Below are 17,626 nucleotides of genomic sequence, written 5' to 3'. Positions count from 1 at the left end.
TTCCTTTGCGAAACTTTGCGTACTCCGCGGTCAATCAGCTCTTGCCGCTTTCACAGGAACCCGAGCTTTCCCCCCAGATTTCCGCCATTCCCTGTGGCCCCCTGTGAATCGACCTGGGAACGGTCGACCTGCGTCCTCTGTGTCCTCTGTGGTGAAAGCACTTCCGGGGCATTTACGGCTTTCGCCAGGGCTTAACCCCAGATCATTTGGCTTTCTCTGTGTCCTCTGTGGTGAAAGCCCTTTCAGGTTTCTCCTCCAACTTTCTGCTTTTCCAGAGAACCAGCGCATGGTCCAGGATCCGGTTCGCCATCTCCCTCTTCGTCATCTTCGGGATCTTCACCGTGCCGCCCGCATTGTCGATGATGGTCCCCATGTTATGATCCGAGGCAAACCCGGTTTCCTTTCCGGAAACATCGTTGGCTACGATCATGTCGAGACCCTTGGCCGCCAGTTTCTCCCTGGCAGACGCCACCACCTCTTCTGTTTCTGCGGCAAACCCCACGTAGAGCCGGCTGCCTTTCAGCTGTGCCGCCTCCCTGAGGATGTCAGGGTTCCTGACGAGTTCGATGGACATCTCTTCCCTTCCCTCTTTCCTGATCTTCTGGTCCAGGGTGCGCGATGGAGTGTAATCGGCCACGGCCGCGGCCATGATCAGCCAGTCGGCATCGGGAAGAGATTCCTGAACGGCATCGTTCATCTGTTTTGCCGTTGTCACTTCACGAACGGCCACTTTTCCCGGCCTCTCCAGTTCGACGGGACCGGAAACAAGGGTCACCAGGGCGCCCCGCTCGGCGGCACTTCGCGCCAGGGCATACCCCATGCGGCCGGTGGAACGGTTGCTGATGAACCTGACCGGATCGATGGGCTCCCGGGTGGGACCGGCCGAGACCAGGACGCGGATACCCTCTAGGTCTCGTTCGGACAAACAGTTTCGCACCTCCTCGATGATCAGCGACGGGTCAGCCAGGCGCCCCGGCCCCTCCTCGCCGCAGGCCAGTTCTCCCTCCTCCGGCGGCACGATCCTGACGCCGCGTTCACGCAGCTTCGCCAGGTTCTCCCGGACTGCGGGATGGCCCCACATCCTCGAGTTCATGGCCGGAGCCACGACAACCGGGCATGTCATCACCAGTAAGATCGTGGTGAGCAGGTCGTCGGCGATGCCGTTAGCGGCCTTGCCTATGAAGTTGGCCGTCGCGGGCGCAACGAGGAACAGTTCGGCCCACCTTGCCCTCTCGATATGCCCGATCGTCCTCTCGTCGGTGAGGGAGAACATGTCGAGGCCCACGGGGTTCCGGCTCAGGGTCTCCATGGTCAGCGGGGTGATGAACCTGGTGGCGTTCCCGGTCATGACAACCGACACCTGGGCGCCTTCACGCTGGAGAGCGCGCGTCAGTTCCGCTGCCTTGTAGGCCCCGATGCCTCCGGTGATCCCGAGAAGGATCTTTCGCCCGAAAAGCCTGCTTTGGGTTTCCTCCATGAGTCTCGTCCTTTCCTGCCCGTTCACGGATCCCTGTACCTGCAGCGTGTCCTGACCTCCTGACACGCTGCCGGGTAATTGTCGGAAGATGCGTTTTTTCATGAACTCATTGTATCTTAGGCCGACAAAATATACCTGGGAGTCTGTGCGAGGTTCTTCGACAGACTCTAGGTCAGAAACGGGTTGAGGTTTTTTTCCCTTCCCACCGTGGTAAATGGTCCGTGGCCGGGGTACACCGGAGTCTCATCGGGAAGGGTGAGGATCTTCTTCCTGATAGAGATGATCAGGGTTTGGTAATCGCCGCCCGGCAGGTCAGTCCTCCCGATGGAGCCGGCGAACAGGGCATCCCCGGGGAATACACCTGCGCTCGTCACAAAAGTCACACCACCGGGTGTGTGTCCGGGTGTGGAAAGTACCCCGATCTCTTCATCCCCGATGATGATCACGTCACCTTCGTCGATGAGGCGGTCGGGGTCCGGGGAAGGAGCGACCACAAGCCCGTACATTCTTGCAGCCATGTGTGCCTGAGGCATGTAAGGAGCGTCGGCGCGGGGCGCAACGAGGGGCGCTCCTGTCTCTTTCACAATGACTTCGTTGGCGGCGATGTGATCGAAGTGGGCGTGGGTATTGAGAACAGCCCTGACGGTCCAGGGCCGTCTCCTGACTGCAGCGAGGATCATCTCCCCGTCCTCTCCCGGATCGATTACGACCGCCTCGCCGCTGATCTCGTCACCGACGATAAAGCAGTTCGACTGCAGGGGCCCTACCGCGAGGTGTTCGACAACGAGTTTGCCCATGGATTATGATCTCCTGTAACAAAAAGGCAGAACTATGAAGTCAGCTAGACCCTCGGCTGTAAGCCGAGGGCTTGAAGTGGCGCGTCGAATGAATTCGACTTGAAGCGCCACTTGATACCGCCGTCTTCAGACGGCGGTACTTCAAATTACAATCCATCGCCGGAATCCCCCCGACTTCAGTCGGGGGATGGCAAACCATCGTCCCCTTCGGGGACTTCAGGAAAACCTGCTTCGCCTGAAGGCGAGGGGTTTCCACCATCCCCGAAGGGGACACTAAGAAAACCTGCGCATACCGGTTCTCAGCTCTCAGCTCTTCGCTCTTCGCTCTTCGCTCTTAGCACACGTTTCTTCTCGAGCTTCCGTGACTCGAGAAGAAACGTTACCGGTCCGTCGTTGACCAGGGTTACTTTCATGCTTGCTCCGAATACGCCCGTGCTGACGATGATCCCCTGTCCTTCCAACTCACTGATGAACATCCTGTAAAGCGCCTCCGCCGGTCCAGGCGCCATGGCCTGTCCGAACCCGGGCCTGTTTCCCTTCCCCGTGTCGGCAACCAGCGTGAACTGGGACACTACCATGGCCTCCCCCCCCGATTGGAGGATGGAGCGGTTCATCTTGCCATCCTGGTCCTCGAAGATCCTGAGCTGTGCTGTTTTTCGAGCCAGGTAAAGGGCATTGTCGCCCCCGTCGCCCTCAGCGATCCCCAGGAGGACCAGGATGCCGGGACCGGTGGCGGAAACCTGTTTTCCATCCACTTCAACGCGGCACTCGGCAGTCCGCTGAATGAGCGCCCTCAAAATCCGGGTCCATCAATCTCAAGCAGGAACCTTTTCAGGTCCGGAACCATGTCAACCCACTTTTGTAATGTACCCCCGGCAAAGCCGGGGGGTTTCCCTAAGTACTAAAAAGACGCTTTGTCAACGTTTTCATGCTCTTACACCCTAATATGAGGGCAAACATTAAGTATACAACAACTCCCACCCCCAAACAACATAGCAGCCATTTGGCCCTGGACAGGGTACCCAGTTCGAACCATGGAACGCGGCCGGCCAGTTCCGTGGTGGCGATAAACATGGCCGCGGCAGCTATGGCGGAGGCAATGACATCCCCGACAAGCTCCTTCCCTATCCATCCCGTCCCTGTCAGCGCGGTAAAGTACCAGGCCAGGATGAGGAAGTTGACTGCAGAAGCAAGGGAGGTCGCCAGGGCCAATCCACCGTGCCCCATGGGTCCCATGAGCAGAAGGTTGAGAACGATATTGACCGCAAGCGCCGCCCCTGCCGCGGCGAAAGGAGTCCTGGTGTTTTCGAGGGCGAAAAAAGCCCTCCCCAGGATCTTGATCCCGATAAACAGGGGCAGGCCCGCCGAGTAGAAAAGAAGGGCCGTTGCCGAACCGGCCACATCCGCGTTTGAAAAGGCTCCCCTACCGAAAAGGGTAGCGATAATAGGAACTTTGAGGGCTATCAGCCCGAGGGCCGCCGGGAAACCGATAAAAGCCGTCATACCCAGGGAAAAGGACACCGTTTTCGTAAAATCCCCACGGCGTCCCTCCGCGATCTGGGCTGAAAGTGTTGGCAGCGCCGCGGTGGCAAGGGCGATGCCGAAAACACCGAGGGGGAACTGCATCAGCCTGTTCCCGTACCACAGGTAGGTGATGCTGCCGGTAGGGAGGAAGGAGGCTAAAAGTGTGTCCACGAGCATGTTCACCTGGTAGACCGCGACACCAAGGACCGCGGGCCCCATCATGACGAGGATCCTCCTGATCTCCGGCGAAAAAGACGGTACCACCAGCCGCGGCATGACTCCCCTGCCCGCGAGGGGCGGAACCTGCAGCAGGAACTGCAGCACCCCTCCCGCGAGGACTCCCCATGCCAGCGCGGTAACGGGCACCTGCATTCCCGGCGCCACGACGAGTACCGCGAAAATGATCGAAATGTTCAGAAGGGCCGGTGCGGCCGCGGGGGCCAGAAAGTGGCCGTGGCTGTTCAGGATGCCCATACCCATGGCAGCAGCGCAAATGAAGACCATATAGGGCAGCATCCATCGCGTCAGCATGACCGTCAGTTCGAAGGCCTGTGTTCCCGGAGCAAAGCCGTGTGCGATGATCCGCACGAGCAAGGGGGCAAAAATAACGCCGACAACAGTAAAGGCGGTAAGGATGACCATGAGGGAGGAAAAGAGGTTGCTGGAAAAAACCGCGGCATACTGGCGGCCGCGCTTTTCCAGGGTGTCGGTGTACACGGGGACAAAGGATGCCGCAAGGGCCCCTTCACCGAAGAGCTGTCTCATGAGGTTCGGTATCCGGAAGGCCACGAAAAAGGCGTCCGCTGCAGGTGTCGCGCCGAAAACGGCCGCCATGACAGCATCCCTGGCCAGTCCCAGGACACGGCTGAACATCGTGGCGCCGCCAACGATACCGGCAGCGCGAACGATCTTAACCGTGTCTGAATTCCCGGTGCTCTTATTCATGGTTTCCTTAGGGTCAGCCATTGCGCCCGTTCGAAGGACAAAGTGCGACGATCGAAGGAGGTCGTAAATCCTGTTCGATCCGCTTTCCCTCTTCGTTCTTCGCGCTTCCCGCTTTTTAATTATTTGACAAATATGCTCTTTTCTGGTTATTAGCAATGTTCTGTCACAGGCAGTTCGATTTTGAATCAGGAGGTAGCAATTGGCAACACACAAATCCGCCATTAAAAGAAACCGCCAGAACACCAGGAAACAGCTCATCAACCAGATGAGGCGGACAAGGATCAAGAGCCTCACCAAGGAGGTTCTGACTGCCGTCGAATCGGGTAACCAGGGGGCGGCACAGGACGCGCTGAAAAAAGCGGTTCCGGTCATTCAGAGAGCCGCATCCAGGGGAACCCTTCACCAGAATACGGCCAGCAGGAAGATCTCCCGCCTGTCAAAACGGGTCAATACAATCCCTTCAGGAGAGTAGTTCCAGGACCATCCTGTCGAGCACCGCTGCCTCGGGGATCGATCCCCTCTTCAACTCCAGATCACCGGTGGCAAGAGCATCCAGAGCCCGCACCAGATCGTCTTCGTTCACCCGCCCCATATGGCGGGTGAACTTTTCCCGGATCTTGGGATACCTCTTCCCCATCTTTAACGCCGCTTCACCTGGTGAAAGCCCCGATCTCACCAGGTCCTTCCCCCTTATGAGCTGGCGGTAATGCCACGCCATCATATGGACGATATATTCAGGCGCGTTGTCGCTGTCGACCAGGGACTTAAGGGACATCAGGGCTCTGGACGAATCTCCGTCACCCAGTGCGTCGAGGAAGTTGAAGATAACCTCGACCCCACCCGGGACACTTACATCCAGATCCTCCTCGGCAATGGAACCCTTGTCCCCTGCACTGAGGACGACCTTGTCGATCTCCGTGGCCAGCAATCCCAGGTTCTCTCCCGATATCTGGACGAGAAGCTCACACAGTCCGTTGTCGATCTCCTTGCCCTGGTTCCGGAAACGGGTCCTTACCCAACCAGCCAGGGACCGCCCGTACGGAGGCTTCAGTTCGGATGCCTCACACAATGGCGACAGGACCCTGTACCCCGAATCGGATCTTTTCAGCTCTGACGAGGTCATGAGAAGAGTAGATTTCGGGTTGGGATCCTTGAGATAGGTTGTGAGTTCCTTGTAATCAGGAAGTTTATTGACCTCTCTCAAAACGAGGAGCCTGCGGTCCCCCAGGAAAGGAAGCGTCTGAAGAAACTCCACGACCGTTCCCAGGTCCGTTTCCCACCCGTATGCGATCAACAGGTTCAGGTCCCGGTTTTCCAGGGGCATCAGCCGATGGACAGCTTCCTGTTCGGCCTGCGCGAGGAGAAACGGTTCCGGGGAGATGAACAGGATAGCCGGTGGAGCTGGAGTCCTGTCGTTCCTTCGCCCGGAACCGGTCACGGCGCACCCTCGAGCCGACGTATGACGCGGTCGGCAGCTTTTTTGGCCAGGAGCTTTACGGCGGCCTTCCTGTTCCAGTCAAGAGATGCCGGGTCGGCTGAATAGGGGTAGATCTCCCTGACACCCTCATTCCCGAAAACAGCTTCAGACCGGTGTCCCTCCCCCTCCACTTTCCAGGCAATTTCCAGTGCCAGTCTCTGGCGAACCGGCGTGCCTGCTGAACTTACTGTTTCCACCTGTTCCGTGAACCGGGTTGCTGTAACGTAAAGCCGGCTGCCGGAGCCGGGAGTAAACCCGCCCGTAAGACGCAGTTCCTCTTCCAGAACCCAGCTGAGTCCGGGTTCTGCCGTGCTGTTGGTAACCGATACCAGGTCGTAGTTTCGGGCCGGGAATGGATCGGCGAACCGGTAAGCGCAGGCGGAAAGCGCCAGGATCACAATAACAGCGGCGGCGGACGAAAATAGAAGACGCTTCATTTGACGACGATGGAAACCAGCCGTCCCGGCACGGCGACAACCTTGACGACCTCCTTGCCCATCAGAAGCTCCTGGATCCTCGGAAGGGCGAGCGCCTGGGCCTGGAGCTGTTCTCCGGATGCTTCCGGAGAGGCTTCGAAACGGGCCCTGACCTTGCCGTTGACCTGGACCACGAGTTCAACCACATCACTGACAGCCAGTTCAGGATCGAATTCGGGCCACGGTGACAGGAAGATGCTCTGGTCGTGGCCGGTCATGCTCCACAGCTCTTCCGCCAGGTGGGGGGCAAAGGGGGCCATGAGCCTGATGACCGTTTCCATGGCAATGGCAGCTTCCCGGTGTCCGTCTTCGGAATGGAGTCCTCCGGCGGTGACAAAGCGAAGGATCTCGTTAACGAGTTCCATGATCGCGGATATGGCCGTGTTGAACTGGAACCTTCTCTCAATGTCCCCGGTCACCTTTCCCGTGGAGCGGTGCACCGCCTGGATGAGCATCCTTGTATCGTCAGGCTGTTGGGCCGCGCTCACCCTGGCGGAGGCCGGAAAGATGCCCAGGTTATCGGTCACCATCCTGTAGACACGGCTCAGGAATCTGAATGAACCTTCCACACCCTGGTCACTCCACTCCAGTTCCTTTTCGGGAGGGGACGCGAACAGGATAAAGATCCTGGCAGTGTCGGCCCCATAGCGGTCCATCATCTCCGCGGCGGGAACAACGTTGCCCATGGACTTGGACATCTTGGCCCCATCCTTGATGACCATACCCTGCGTCAGAAGTCTCCGGAACGGCTCATCGGCATTTGTGAGGCCCAGATCCCGGAGCCCTTTTGTGAAGAACCTGGCGTATAAAAGGTGCAGTATGGCGTGTTCGATCCCGCCAATGTACTGGTCCACCGGCATCCAGTAACCCGCCTTTTCCGGATCGAAAGGCGCCTTGTCGTACTTCGGATCGGTATACCTGAAGGGGTACCATGAAGAATCGATAAAGGTGTCCATGGTGTCCGTCTCACGGCGTGCGGGCCCTGAACAGGACGGACACCTGGTGTTGACAAAGGTCGGCGACGTGGCCAGGGGGTTCCCCTCTCCGGTGAACTCCACGTCACCCGGAAGAACAACAGGCAGGTCCTCCTCCGGTACCGGAACGGTCCCGCAGCTGTCACAATAGATGATCGGTATGGGAGTACCCCAGTAACGCTGGCGGCTGATAAGCCAGTCCCGAAGCCGGTAGCTGACGCCCGCCCTGCCCCATCCGTTTTCCTCAAGGAACCTTATAAACCCGGGCATGGCATCCCGGTTACCCTGTCCGTTGAAAGGACCGGAGTTGACCATGATCCCGTCTTCAACGTAGGCGCGATCCATTTCCGCACCGTCGACAGGACCATCCTCGCCCTGGATGACGAGGACCACGGGCAATCCGTATTTCCCGGCGAATTCAAAGTCTCTCTGGTCGTGAGCCGGCACACCCATGACGGCTCCGGTTCCGTACTCCATCACCACGTAGTCGGCCACGTAGATGGGGAACTGCTCACCGTTGACCGGGTTGATGAAAGTCCTGCCCGTGTCGACACCCTCTTTTTCCTTCGTTTCGTCAGTCCGCTCGATGTGGGATCTGCCCCTGGCTGTTTCGGCAAAAAGCATCACCGCCTTTTCCCGATCCGTCCCCCTGACAAGCTCCTCCACCATGGGGTGTTCCGCGGCAAGAACCATGTAGGTGATCCCGAAAACGGTGTCAGGCCTTGTTGTGAAGGTGGATATGACGTGGTCGGACCCGGTAACTTTGAAATCGATCTCGGCGCCTTCGCTGCGCCCGATCCAGTTTTTCTGCATGGTCTTGACCCGCTCGGGCCAATCCTCAAGCCTGTTGAGATCCCTGAGAAGCTCATCGGCATAGCTCGTGATCCGCAGGAACCACTGCTCCAGATCCCTCTTCCGGACAACGGTACCGCAGCGCCAGCAGCAGCCGCTTTCCACCTGCTCGTTGGCCAGAACCGTCTTGCACGACGAGCACCAGTTCACGGGAGCTGAATGCCGGTAAGCCAGCCCGTTTTCCAGAAACTTGAGAAAGATCCACTGGTTCCAGCGATAATACTCCGGCTCGCAGGTCGCCAGCGTCCTTTCCCAGTCGTAGGAAAGCCCCATTCTCTTCTGGACAGCGATCATCTTGTCGATGGATGAACGTGTCCACCCGGCCGGGTCAACATTTCTCGTAATGGCCGCATTTTCAGCAGGAAGACCGAAAGCGTCATAACCCATGGGGTAAAGGACGTTGAACCCCTTCATCCGGAGGAAACGGGCATAGGCGTCGCCGATGGCGTAGTTGCGCATATGCCCCATATGGAGATCTCCCGAAGGGTAGGGAAACATCTCCAGGCAGTAGAACTTTTCGGCCCCGGGATCCTCGACAGACCTGTTTAAGCCTGTCTCTTCCCAGATCTTCTGCCATTTAGCCTCGATATCACGAGGTGAGTACCTGGGTGGGGACATGGTGTATCTCCCGCCTTACTGATCCAGGGTGTTTGTCTGCCCGGCTTTGGGTAACCCCCTCCGGGGAGGTAAAATCTGATTTAACCGATGCTGTTCCGGCAAGGTTGATGGCTTCGCAAAAAGTCATCAACGCGCCCCGCGCAGGGCGCCCAAATCAATGACCCGCACCGTAAGTCAATGACCCGCCGCGCCTGGGAAGGGCGCCCGGATCAATGACTGGCAAGGCAAGTCATTGATCCGTGAGGAAAGCGAAAATGACACTTTTCGCTTTCCGTTGAGCAAAAAGTCCCGCTTGGACTTTTTGCGACCCTATCATAGTTTAAGGAGGTCCTTGACGATAGACAGAAGTGTCGTTGACTGGATCGGCTTCGTGATATAGGCGTTGGCACCGAGAGCCATGGCCCTTTCCTTGTCTTCCCGGGCGCCCTCGGTGGTAATGATCACGATTGGGAGCCCTTTGTAGGCTTCGTTTGACCGGACAAGGTTCACGAGCTTGAGCCCGTCCATGATCGGCATGTTGATATCGGTCAGGATAAGGTCGATCTTGTTGGAGGACAGTTTTTTCAGTCCGTCCACACCGTCGGAGGCCTCGACGACCTGGGCCCCGGGGATCCTGTTGAGGGCAAAACGGATCAGCTGCCTCATGGTGGGGGAATCTTCGATTATCAGAAAAGTCAAAGCTGCCATTGGTTTATCCCTTTCAACGCTGATAACGCCGCAAAAAGTCTCCCGTGGAGTTGCGGGGAGCCATTTTGCGAGCCCATCAACGCTACTGGCTCAGCAGGTCCAGAAAACCCTGGTAGGTGCTCAGCTTCCTTTTGGACTCCGTGAAAAGCTTCGAACTGAAAATGGCTGTGGCCGCATGCCCTGCCAGCAGGGTGAAAAGCTCGAAATCGACCGGGGCGAAACTTTCCTTTTGCTGCAGCAGGTTGAAAAGTGTGATAACCCCGATCACGTCATCCTTGATGGTGAGGGGGATACAGACCAACGGATCCAGTAAAAGGACCTTCAGGTCACTGGAAGGGTTCTCGTTGAAATAACTTTCGTTGGTTTTTGCCGTGTTCCCGATGACACCTTCGCCGAACTTCACTGCAGGGATCTCTGAGACCGGCACCCCCTCTGAAGCCTCCGGATTGAGCATCTGGAGCTTCTCATCCAGGAGGTAAATGGCGAAGGTCTCCGCTCCGATGAGGTTGATGATGATCTCCAGGATTATCTGGAGGACCTCCTGGTAATCGAGGGTGGAATGGAGCTGGTAACTGGCGACATACAGGTTGGCCAGATTATTGTTCTGTTCCTCGACATCGACGTACCGCTGAACGAAATCCACGTTCTCGGCCTCGATCTCCTGAAGGCGCGCCTCCAGTTCAGAGAGCCTGTTTTCGTATCGCGCCAGTTTGGAAGTCAATTCCTCGTCAACGATCCCTGATCCCTGTTCCACCGGTCCCTCGAGTTTTCTTTTCAGGCTCTCCTCAAGCTGAACGACACGGTAGCGCAGGCGCTCGTTGTCCTTCAGCAGGTCGCGGGTGAATTCCTGTCCCTTGCGGAACATATCCAGGAACTCTTCACCCTTCTCGAAAATCCCGCCCTTGATATCCTGATCGTCGTCCTTAATGCTCATTTGGAATTCCGCCCTCTCCTGAACCTTTCCCGGTGAATAGGCGCCATTGACCTCTCACTGTGCGGCAAATGTCCCAATCATTATTTATTATCACCGCTCCTGTCATTTTTCAAGCCGGTAAGGGTCCCGGTCAACTCCAGGATCCTGGAACCGACACTCTCGATGTGCAGAACATCCTGCGCGGCGTTATTCTGGATGGCCGCACGGGGCATCCCGAAGACCACCGAGGATTCCTCCGATTCGGCCAACGTGAACCCGCCCGCCTCACTGATCCTCAACATACCCTCCGCACCATCGTTGCCCATACCGGTAAGGAGGACGCCGATCGTTCGGTCCCGGAAGGTTTCCGCGGCCGAGGTCATTGTCCGGTCCACGGAAGGTACGAAGCGATCACCCTCCTGCCTTTCAACGATCTTTATCTTCCCGTCCCTGCCGGTAATGACGAGGTGGTGCCCACCGGGCACAACCAGCACGGTGCCGGGACTGAGCTTATCACCGTCCTCCGCTTCTTTCCCGTCAAGGGCTGTGTTCCGGTCCAGACGCATGGCGAACTGCCGCGTGAACACAGGCGGCATGTGCTGCACGACGATCACCGGCAGAGGATAGTCCGCTGGAAGCTCGGAAATGACCCTCTGGACAGCCGACGGTCCGCCCGTAGAGGCCCCGATCACGAGGATGCCCCCGCTCTTCTTACCCGGCATTTTCCGGGCCGGCTGCGGCGCTGGTTTTTCCGCCACCTTTTTAACCTTCAGCCGGTTAAGGTACAGGCCCAGATCCTTTCCCGTGAGGGCCCGGATCTTTTCCTGAAGTTCACCCCTGATCTCAACGATCCTTTCCGAAGCGTATCGGACCGGCTTGACCACGAAATCCAGGGCCCCCAGATCAAGGGCCTTGAACACGTTTTTCTCGCCTCCCTCAGCGCTGACCACAACCACGGGAAGGGGATGGTTCCGCATGAGCCAACGCAGAAACGTGAAACCATCCATTCTGGGCATGTTCAGATCGAGGGTAATAACGTCCGGGGGATCTGTCATGACAACGCGGATAGCTTCCTCACCGTCAGATACGGCGTCCACCCTCCCGACCTCCTCCATATCCAAAAGCATGGACCGGAGCATCTTCCTGTTGTAGGCAGAATCATCGACAACGAGGACCCGAAGGTTATCGGTGCCGCCCTTGTTACTCATATATCTGTCTCCTCAGGCTTCTGGTAAACCATCACCTTCGTCAGGTGCTTGAGTTTGAAAACGGTCGTGATATTCATGAGCGACTCTGAATGCCCCAGGAGCAGATATCCTCCCGGAGCGATCTTCTTGAAGAAAGAGTTGACAACCTTCGCCTTGGCGTTCTTGTCAAAATAGATGATCACGTTCCTGCACATAATGACGTCGCACTCACCGATAAGGCCCATCATTTTCTCATCCATCAGGTTCAGATGCCCGAAGAAAACCATCGATCTGATCGATTCATCCACGGAGTGCTTCCCGTCTCCCTCCTTGTGGAACCACGTGTTGAGTTGATCATCTTCAGTGGCACGGAAGGAGGACTGGGAGTAAACAGCCTTCCGGGCGGTACCCAGAACTCTCTGGCTTATATCGGTACCTATGATTTCCACCTTCCACGAACTGTCGAACAGGCCGGACTGTCTGATCAGAATGGCCAGGGTATACGCCTCTTCCCCGGTGGAGCAGCCGGCACTCCAGATCCTGATCTTCCTTTTCCCGGAGTTCTTCGCGGCCAATGCGGGCAGGATCTCCTCGGCGAATGCCTCAAGCTGGTTCTTTTCGCGGAAAAAATAGGTCTCGTTGGTGGTCACAATATCGATCATGGCGTTGATCTCGGCAAGGCGGTCCTGATGATAGAGCAGGTACTGGTAATATTTCAGGAAAGAATCGAAATGATGTTCCAGGAGACGGTTCTGCAGACGGCTTTCCAGGAGAAACCGGCTTGATTCGTCGAAATACATTCCCGCGTAGTCGTAAATGAACGACGCGAGAAGTCTGAACTCCTCGTCGGTAAGCTCTACGCGTCCGGCGGTCTCGAAAAGCATCTGCCTTTACGCCTCCACGATGTTCCGCACCGAATCACGCACATTCCGGTCAGGATCGCTTTGAGCCATTTTCCGGAGGATCTCCGCGGCATCTTCGCCGCCCTGTTGCCCAAGAGCATGGGCCGCGAATGTCCTTATGCTCGGGTCCTCGTCATGGACGGCTTTCACAATGAGGTCGTAAGCCCGGCTGTCACTCACCCTGCCCAGGATATGGCATACGCTGCGCCTCGTCTCGACAGTCCCTTCGTCAAAAACCCGCTCCAGCATCCCGATGGCGCCAGGTTTTCCGGAACCCGCCATCTGCCCGAGGGCATCCACGACAGAGGTCTGCATCATGAGATCATTCCCTGTGAGCAGGTCCTCCAGATCTTCTGGAACCGCTCCGGGCTGTACGCTCAGAGAGGAAATAGCCGCTGTCCTGACCCACGGGTCATGGTCGTGGAGAGCCGCCTTCAAAGGAGCGAGGGCCTCGCCGGCCTTGAGTGTTTCCAGGCTGATCGCAGCCTGAACCCGGACCTCGGGGCGTTCATCGGCCAGGGAGTTGATCACCGCGCGGACCGCGTTGGGATCGGTGGATCTCTTCAGACAGCTGATCGCCGCCGCCCTGACCGCCGAATCCTCATCGTGGGTAGCGCTCAGGCACATCTCCTGCCACTCGGGCGTCTGCACCTCGGTCATTATCCTCAGGAGGAGCGCTCTGAACACCGGATCGGCGTTCGTCTGGAGAGGCACCAGTGCGCTGGAGAGCTGTCCCGGGGCCTTTTGCCCGATGACGATCAGGGCCTGGGCTGCAGCCTGAGCCACATCGCTGTATTCATCCTGCAGTAACGGGAGGAGGCGGGGTATGGAACTGCTGTCTCCTATGGTCGAGATGGCCTTGGCCGCATCCTTCCGGACGTGTCCGCTCTCGTCATCCAGCTTTTCATACAGGGCCGGCAGCGACCCCGGACCTCCAACCTGTTCAAGTATCTGCACAGCATTGCGCCTGACCAGGGGATCGAAATGATCCAGAAGCTTTTTGATGAGCGTCAGGTCCGCTGTGCCGACGGTGAGGAGGGCTAGGCTCACATCCCATTCAAGAGCGTCGTCATCCACAAACTGCAGGATCGCCTGAATGGCCTTTTCACTCCCGATCATACCGAGGACAGCCAGGAGGCTCTGGCGCTTTTCCAACTGGTCAGAGACAGAAAGCTGTTCGATGAGAAAATCGACCATCCCCTCCTCGGCGGCGGATGCAGCAGCCTGTCTCAGGGCGGTGGTTTCAGCAAACTGCCCGGCTGCTGCATGCCTCCTGTAGATCGTTCCCACTGCGAGTAAAGACGCCTTGGCCGCCCCCCTGGAAAGGGCAGGGACCATCTCCATGAGCATCACTCCGTCGGCAGTGCTCCCCAGGTTCCCGATCCCCGAAAGGGAAGGTTTGGCCAGGAGTTGGTTGTCGAGGTACTGGAAAAACATGGGAAGGGCCTCTGTACAGCGGAGTTTGTCCAGGGCCCCCAGGAGGCTGAAAATGACCCATTCGTCAGAACCGGGGATGGCGGCCATGAGAGCATCCGTCACCGTAGGGTCTCCGATGGAAGCCAGGGCTTCGGACGCGGCAGCCCGGATGTTGTCCTCCTGGTCACCCAGAAGTTCCACAATAGGCGGGATCGTCGAAACATCGCCGATGTTCCCGAGGATGTCCACCAGGAACTTCCGTGTATCCGGCTGGTCAACGTGAAGATGCATGGTCAGAAAAGGTGTGACTTCCCGCCCCATGCCCTCGAGAACCTCGACGATGGAGTTCCGCAGGGTCAGTTCCCTGGACGGGTCCATCATGGGGATCATCGCGGCGACGAGTTCCTGAGTGGGCGCGCAGGCCTTCAACCCCTCTATGGCCTCCTTCCGGACGCGCCAGCTCTCGTCCGACAGCGGGCCCACAAGCCACGCAAGATCTCCCTCCGTGATGTCTCCCTTGAGTTCTTCCATGGACCGACGCCTTTCCTCTTCATCGGAAGAGGAAAGAGCTGCTATGAGTGTTTTTCTTCTGTCCGGTTCCATGGCAGCCTCCCCAGGAGTCTGTCGTACTATCCGTTTCAGACTCCTGGCTTAAGTTTTTCGAAAGTCAATTCAGCGAAAAACGGGAAAACATCCAAAATAAGGGGCATTTCGAAAAACTCCTAGCAACGTGTCGGTAAAGTCCGACACGTTGCTAGGAGCCTGTGCCCTCCCTGCTAAGAAAAAGGGAGGTTCTCCGACAGGCTCCTAGGGATCAGTGATCCCTCTGGATTTCAGCAGGTTGGCCATCTCCTTCCGGAGCAGCTGCGAAGTCAGTTCTCCCTTGCCGGGGAACTTCCTATCCAGGAGCGCCTCACCTTCGTTGAGATCCTGGACAATCACCTCCAGGATCCGGCCGGGTGTTGTGGCACGGATGACATCCTCGTTGTAAAGGGCGATGTCGCCGGCGATAACCCGGCATAGGCGGCGGATATCCTCCAGGACCGGATCCCCGCCGGTCTCCTCTCTCATCTCCAGGTCCTCTATCTCCCGCCTTTCCCTGACCTGTTCGTCCGCCGGCGGAGGGAGCATCCCCGGATCCACGGCCGGTTTTCCCGATCCGTCACTGTCCAGGAGACGCTGGATCTTGGGGATGAGAAGATCCGGCAGATGGTGGCGTTCCAGGTAATCGTCAGCCCCGTATAGTGATGTAGGCGCTCTTTTGTATCTGGCGGCGTGGTGAACGGAGGACAGCAGGATGGAAGGGACCCTGCTCCCGTCTTTTCGCCCTTCGTTGATGGCATCAAGGATCTCGTAGCCCATCATGTCGGGCAGAAAAACGCTGATCAGGACGAGGTCCACGTGGCCCCGATGAATCAACTCCACGGCTTCCCTGCCGGAATGGACCGACAGGCCGCGGTATCCGTGTCGAACGAGTATCCGCTCGATGAGCTGGGCCAGATCTTTCTCCTCGACCACAATGATGACCACCTGCTGCTTACCCGACGGATCAGCCCCCTGGTTGATCCCGTCGATGGGGATAAGGGATCCGCAGGCCCGGCATGGAAAACTGGTGACACCCCGGGGCAGTTTCTCGGGGTGGACCTTGTACGCCTTGCCGCAACCGGTGCATTTGAGAAGAATGACGGATGTTGAGTCCACGTTGTCCCCGCTCATTGACGGACTTTCCATGCCACGCCCCGGATCTATCCCTTGCGACCCGGGGAAAGCGCTTGCCTTGCCGATCCTTGTTCCTCCTCCATGGCGAGGATCCTCCCCAGGTTGAGAAGGATGATCAACCTGTCGTCGATCTTCCCGACTCCCCTTAAATAATCCCCTTCCACACCGCCGAGGATCTCCGGGGGAGGTTCTATGCTGCTCAGAGGAATGTCCATGACCTGCACCACGCTGTCCACGTGCAGGCCGAACAGGTGCTCCCTGGAACGTACGACCACGATACGGTTCTGGGCTCCCCGTAAACCTACAGGCAAACCAAGGCGTTTGTTGACATCGAAGATCGGGATAATGGTCCCGCGCAAGCTGATGATGCCGAGGATATATTCGGGTGCCCTGGGAACTTCCGTGCATTCCCTCGGGCGGATGATCTCCTTGATATCCATGATGTTGAGGGCATATTCCTCACCACCCAGCATGAAGGTAAGCAGCTGCAGCTGTTCCTCTTCCTCCTCTTTTTTTTCCACGTGCTGGCTCATGAGGACCTCCTTGAGACTGCTCAGGCTGTCCTCATCCTGTGCGGAAGCGATGACCTTGTTTTCATCCATATCTTCAGATTCCTTTTCCGCAGATTCCTCGCTTGAAACGGCCGGTTCGAGTTGTTCAGCCTTCTCGGCGACAACCGCCTCTTCCGGTAAAAGTTCCTGGATCTGCCTGGCGGCCGGCTCCTTATTAACCGGTTTGGCCGCAACCTTTTCCTTATCGGCTTTCGCCTTGGCGCTCTTGGTTTTTCTGCTCTTTGCCTTCTTCCTGATCTCTACAAGGTCCATGATTTTGCTCCCTCAGGCGAACGGGATCAGACCGGTTCGAGGTCAAGATCCTCGACGACATCAAGAACGATGTCGGGGCCGATCACCGATAGGTCCTTCGAAAATCCGGTCAGCAGGGCATTGGCGGCGATGTTGTTGATAACCCTCGGCAGCCCCCCGGAATATCGGAAGATCACATCAGCCGCCTCCTCGTCCACGATACCGGGATCACCGCCTGCCGTACTCAGCCGGTGAGCGATGTAAAGCCCTGTATCCTCCCTGCCGAGGGGCCCGAGATGGTATCGGATACCTATACGCTGTTTAACCGCTTCATAGGAAACATGTTTAAGCCTTTTGCGCAGCTCCGGCTGGCCGATGAGGATGAGGGCAAGCAGGTTGGCGTCGTCGAGCTGGAAATTGGTCAGCAGACGGATCTCGTCGAAAGTGGACCTGGAAGGGATGAGTTGGGCCTCGTCGATGATGATCACAGGGCAGATGTCGCTCTCGTAGCACTGGAACAGGGCCTCGTTGATCTGATCGAGCAGGTCGTTCCGGTAATAGGAGGGCGAGTCGATCCCCAGCCTACGGGCGATGGTTTTGAGAAACTGATTGGGTGAAAGACGCGGATTGACCATGAGGATGGGCAGGTGCGTCTCGTTGAAGGAGTCGATGAGGGCTCTGCTCAGCATGGTCTTGCCCGTACCGATCTCACCGGTCAGGAGGGTAAGCTCCCTTTCCTCGGTCCCGTATTGCAGGCGAGCCAGCGCCTCCTCGTGGATGGGACTGCGGTAGAAAAAGGCGGGGTTCGGGGTTTTGTCGAACGGTTTCGCGCTCAACCCGAAAAATTCCAGATACATCC

At 57.6% G+C, this 17,626-nt stretch carries 16 protein-coding genes; 1 reads left to right on the top strand and 15 read right to left on the bottom strand.

Features of this window, described 5'->3' with window-relative positions; genetic code table 11:
* Positions 1-202 precede the first annotated feature (202 nt).
* The 4 genes from coaBC to murJ all read right to left on the bottom strand — a co-directional run bounded on the left by coaBC (position 203) and on the right by murJ (position 4,743).
* On the bottom strand, positions 203-1,579 hold the full coding sequence (gene coaBC / locus P1S46_03745) for a bifunctional phosphopantothenoylcysteine decarboxylase/phosphopantothenate--cysteine ligase CoaBC (protein MDF1535600.1): 1,377 nt from the start codon (positions 1,577-1,579) through the stop codon (positions 203-205).
* Between the two features lie 65 nt (positions 1,580-1,644).
* Positions 1,645-2,274 carry an MBL fold metallo-hydrolase gene (locus P1S46_03740; protein MDF1535599.1) on the bottom strand — a complete coding sequence of 210 codons (630 nt, stop codon included), beginning with the start codon at positions 2,272-2,274 and terminating at the stop codon, positions 1,645-1,647.
* A gap of 299 nt (positions 2,275-2,573) precedes the next feature.
* Positions 2,574-3,071, bottom strand: coding sequence for a D-aminoacyl-tRNA deacylase (dtd, locus tag P1S46_03735; GenBank protein MDF1535598.1), 498 nt, complete (start codon positions 3,069-3,071; stop codon positions 2,574-2,576).
* A 97-nt stretch (positions 3,072-3,168) separates the two neighbouring features.
* Complete coding sequence (murJ, locus tag P1S46_03730) at positions 3,169-4,743, bottom strand: murein biosynthesis integral membrane protein MurJ (protein ID MDF1535597.1); 1,575 nt, start codon at positions 4,741-4,743, stop codon at positions 3,169-3,171.
* A gap of 199 nt (positions 4,744-4,942) precedes the next feature.
* Here murJ and rpsT point away from each other — a divergent pair, with 199 nt between their 5' ends.
* Positions 4,943-5,215 (top strand): 30S ribosomal protein S20, encoded by a 273-nt coding sequence (gene rpsT / locus P1S46_03725; GenBank protein MDF1535596.1) that lies wholly within the window; start codon positions 4,943-4,945, stop codon positions 5,213-5,215.
* On the opposite strand, the gene holA is transcribed toward rpsT, so the two are convergent.
* From holA to P1S46_03670, 11 genes are all read right to left on the bottom strand, one after another.
* The gene (gene holA / locus P1S46_03720) at positions 5,204-6,181 is read right to left on the bottom strand and encodes a DNA polymerase III subunit delta (protein MDF1535595.1); all 978 of its coding nucleotides are present in this window, start codon (positions 6,179-6,181) and stop codon (positions 5,204-5,206) included. The genes rpsT and holA overlap by 12 nt on opposite strands.
* Positions 6,178-6,657, bottom strand: coding sequence for a hypothetical protein (locus P1S46_03715; GenBank protein ID MDF1535594.1), 480 nt, complete (start codon positions 6,655-6,657; stop codon positions 6,178-6,180). The genes holA and P1S46_03715 overlap by 4 nt, the downstream gene beginning before the upstream one ends.
* Positions 6,654-9,140, bottom strand: coding sequence for a leucine--tRNA ligase (gene leuS / locus P1S46_03710; GenBank protein ID MDF1535593.1), 2,487 nt, complete (start codon positions 9,138-9,140; stop codon positions 6,654-6,656). The genes P1S46_03715 and leuS overlap by 4 nt, the downstream gene beginning before the upstream one ends.
* A 312-nt stretch (positions 9,141-9,452) precedes the next feature.
* Positions 9,453-9,827 (bottom strand): response regulator, encoded by a 375-nt coding sequence (locus P1S46_03705; GenBank protein MDF1535592.1) that lies wholly within the window; start codon positions 9,825-9,827, stop codon positions 9,453-9,455.
* Between the two features lie 82 nt (positions 9,828-9,909).
* Positions 9,910-10,761 carry a GAF domain-containing protein gene (locus P1S46_03700; GenBank protein ID MDF1535591.1) on the bottom strand — a complete coding sequence of 284 codons (852 nt, stop codon included), beginning with the start codon at positions 10,759-10,761 and terminating at the stop codon, positions 9,910-9,912.
* 80 nt (positions 10,762-10,841) lie between these two features.
* Positions 10,842-11,948 (bottom strand): chemotaxis-specific protein-glutamate methyltransferase CheB, encoded by a 1,107-nt coding sequence (cheB, locus tag P1S46_03695; protein ID MDF1535590.1) that lies wholly within the window; start codon positions 11,946-11,948, stop codon positions 10,842-10,844.
* Positions 11,945-12,811, bottom strand: a complete 867-nt coding sequence (locus tag P1S46_03690) for a protein-glutamate O-methyltransferase CheR (GenBank protein MDF1535589.1) — start codon at positions 12,809-12,811, stop codon at positions 11,945-11,947. The genes cheB and P1S46_03690 overlap by 4 nt, the downstream gene beginning before the upstream one ends.
* A gap of 6 nt (positions 12,812-12,817) precedes the next feature.
* Complete coding sequence (locus tag P1S46_03685) at positions 12,818-14,848, bottom strand: HEAT repeat domain-containing protein (protein MDF1535588.1); 2,031 nt, start codon at positions 14,846-14,848, stop codon at positions 12,818-12,820.
* Between the two features lie 204 nt (positions 14,849-15,052).
* Positions 15,053-15,961, bottom strand: coding sequence for a response regulator (locus P1S46_03680; GenBank protein MDF1535587.1), 909 nt, complete (start codon positions 15,959-15,961; stop codon positions 15,053-15,055).
* Positions 15,962-15,990: 29 nt separating this feature from the next.
* Positions 15,991-16,788 (bottom strand): chemotaxis protein CheW, encoded by a 798-nt coding sequence (locus P1S46_03675; GenBank protein MDF1535586.1) that lies wholly within the window; start codon positions 16,786-16,788, stop codon positions 15,991-15,993.
* 26 nt (positions 16,789-16,814) lie between these two features.
* Positions 16,815-17,624 (bottom strand): AAA family ATPase, encoded by an 810-nt coding sequence (locus P1S46_03670; protein ID MDF1535585.1) that lies wholly within the window; start codon positions 17,622-17,624, stop codon positions 16,815-16,817.
* Positions 17,625-17,626: the final 2 nt, after the last annotated feature.

Source organism: bacterium (assembly GCA_029210545.1).
Classification (GTDB): Bacteria; BMS3Abin14; BMS3Abin14; order BMS3Abin14; family BMS3Abin14; genus JARGFV01.
This window is presented reverse-complemented; position numbering and strand designations above follow the sequence as displayed.

Bases quoted from the DNA above. Each gene is read 5' to 3' on its own strand.
- coaBC (MDF1535600.1), bottom strand. From the start codon at position 1,579: ATGAAAAAACGCATCTTCCGACAATTACCCGGCAGCGTGTCAGGAGGT.
- P1S46_03740 (MDF1535599.1), bottom strand. From the start codon at position 2,274: ATGGGCAAACTCGTTGTCGAACACCTCGCGGTAGGGCCCCTGCAGTCG.
- murJ (MDF1535597.1), bottom strand. From the start codon at position 4,743: ATGAATAAGAGCACCGGGAATTCAGACACGGTTAAGATCGTTCGCGCT.
- P1S46_03715 (MDF1535594.1), bottom strand. From the start codon at position 6,657: ATGAAGCGTCTTCTATTTTCGTCCGCCGCCGCTGTTATTGTGATCCTG.
- leuS (MDF1535593.1), bottom strand. From the start codon at position 9,140: ATGTCCCCACCCAGGTACTCACCTCGTGATATCGAGGCTAAATGGCAG.
- P1S46_03705 (MDF1535592.1), bottom strand. From the start codon at position 9,827: ATGGCAGCTTTGACTTTTCTGATAATCGAAGATTCCCCCACCATGAGG.
- P1S46_03700 (MDF1535591.1), bottom strand. From the start codon at position 10,761: ATGAGCATTAAGGACGACGATCAGGATATCAAGGGCGGGATTTTCGAG.
- cheB (MDF1535590.1), bottom strand. From the start codon at position 11,948: ATGAGTAACAAGGGCGGCACCGATAACCTTCGGGTCCTCGTTGTCGAT.
- P1S46_03690 (MDF1535589.1), bottom strand. From the start codon at position 12,811: ATGCTTTTCGAGACCGCCGGACGCGTAGAGCTTACCGACGAGGAGTTC.
- P1S46_03685 (MDF1535588.1), bottom strand. From the start codon at position 14,848: ATGGAACCGGACAGAAGAAAAACACTCATAGCAGCTCTTTCCTCTTCC.
- P1S46_03680 (MDF1535587.1), bottom strand. From the start codon at position 15,961: ATGAGCGGGGACAACGTGGACTCAACATCCGTCATTCTTCTCAAATGC.
- P1S46_03675 (MDF1535586.1), bottom strand. From the start codon at position 16,788: ATGGACCTTGTAGAGATCAGGAAGAAGGCAAAGAGCAGAAAAACCAAG.
- P1S46_03670 (MDF1535585.1), bottom strand. From the start codon at position 17,624: ATGTATCTGGAATTTTTCGGGTTGAGCGCGAAACCGTTCGACAAAACC.